Source organism: Phytoactinopolyspora endophytica (assembly GCF_004138495.1).
Classification (GTDB): Bacteria; Actinomycetota; Actinomycetes; order Jiangellales; family Jiangellaceae; genus Phytoactinopolyspora; species Phytoactinopolyspora endophytica.
This window is the reverse complement of record NZ_ML142876.1, coordinates 64,882-66,598: the sequence shown is the minus strand read 5'-3', so window position 1 is coordinate 66,598 and position 1,717 is coordinate 64,882. Positions and strand designations below refer to the sequence as shown.

At 69.0% G+C, this 1,717-nt stretch carries 1 protein-coding gene; it reads right to left on the bottom strand.

The genetic code is table 11. The features are described 5' to 3' along the window. A partial coding sequence (locus tag ELR45_RS32460; RefSeq protein ID WP_165368303.1) for an ABC transporter ATP-binding protein occupies window positions 1-1,717 on the bottom strand: 1,717 nt, incomplete at both ends.

The window sequence follows — 1,717 nt, the reverse complement described above, 5'->3', positions numbered from 1 at the left end:
CCTTGCGTTCGCTGGCCAGGTCGAGGTTAGAGGTCGCCTCGTCGAGGATCAGGATCGACGGATCGTGCAGCAGCGCCCGTGCCAGGCACACGAGCTGCCGTTGCCCGGCCGACAGTGAGCGTCCGCGTTCGGCCACCACGTGGTGGTAGCCGCCGGGCAGCCGCTCGACGAACTCGTGCGCACCGACCGCCCGGGCGGCGGCCTCGACCTCGGCGTCCGTGGCGTCCGGCTTGGCGTAGGCGATGTTGTCCCGGATCGTCCTGGAGAACAGGAAGGGTTCCTGCGGGACGTAGCCGAGGTGGCTGCGGTATCCGGTCAGGTCGAGACCGTCCAGGGGACGTCCGTCGACCAGTACGGTGCCCGAGGTGGGGTCGTAGAACCGCGCGATCAGCTTGGACAGAGTCGACTTCCCCGCGCCGGTGCGACCGACGAAGGCGACCCGCTCGCCGGGCGGGATGTGCAGGTCGACATCGCGGATCGCGTCGGTGGAGGTGCCCGCGTAGCGCAGCCGTGTGCGGTGGAACCGGATGTCGCCACGGATCTCGCCGACGTGCTCGGCGTCCGGTCCGACAGGCGTCGACGTCTGCAGGGCGAGCAGGCGACGCACCCGCACGAGCCCGGTGCGGGCCCGCTGGTACACGTCGAAGACCTGGGACAGCTGCTGGATAGGCGCGAACACCTGCGCCAGGTAGAGCAGGAACGCGATCAGCGTGCCCAGGGCCAGCGTGCCTGACTCGATCCGTGCCGCGCCGACGCCCAGCACGGCGGCGATCGCCAGCACCGACAGCAGCTCGATCGTGGCGACGTAGACCGAGGTGGCGAAGAGCCCGCGCAGGCTCGCGGACACGTACTCCCGGCCTAGCGCGGCGAACCGGGCGAGGTTGTGCCCCTCCCGCAGATAGGCGTGGGTGACGCGGATGCCGGCCATGCTCTCCTGGATGTTCGCGTTGATCAGAGAGAGCTGTTCGCGGGCCCGGTCGTAGGCCACGAACGCGCGTCGCCGGTACCACCAGGTGCTCAACGCCGCGAATGGGATCACGCCCAGCACCACCAGCGCCAGCATCGGATCGAGGACGACGACCACCACGGACATGCCGATGAATGTGGTCAGGCTGACCACCGTGTTGATCAGGCCCACCTGAAACAGTTGCGCGATAGCGTCGACGTCGGAGGTCATCCGGGTCATGATCCGGCCGGCCTGGGTGCGGTCGTAGTAGTCGATGCCGAGCCGTTGCAGTTGACCGAAGATCCGCACCCGCAGCGCCAATAACAGGCGTTCGGTGCTGCGTGCGGTCCACAGCAGTCCGGTGCGCTGGTCCCACCACAGCGCCACGACCAGCATTGCGGCGACCCCACAGATGCTGAGCAGCACGGGCGTGTTCTCCGCGAGCATCCCGTGGTCGACGGCCTGGCGTACCAACATCGGGTTCATCAGGACGATGATCGCCTCGAGGATCACCAGTCCCAGCCCGACGAGGAGCCCGCTGATGTACGGGCGGACGAACTCCGCAAGCCGCAGCGGGCCTCCGGCGTTGCCCTCCTGAGTGAAATCGACGGCCGGGCGGTCCTTCGGTGGTGGAAGCTGCGCGATCTGCTCGGCGACCGCGTCGGGAACCTGCATCCGGGCGGCCGGCAGGTGACCGGTGGCGTCCTGGCGCGACTCCCAGGCTGAGGCGGTCGCCTCGAACCGCCCGGAGCGGGCTTGCCCGATCAGGGC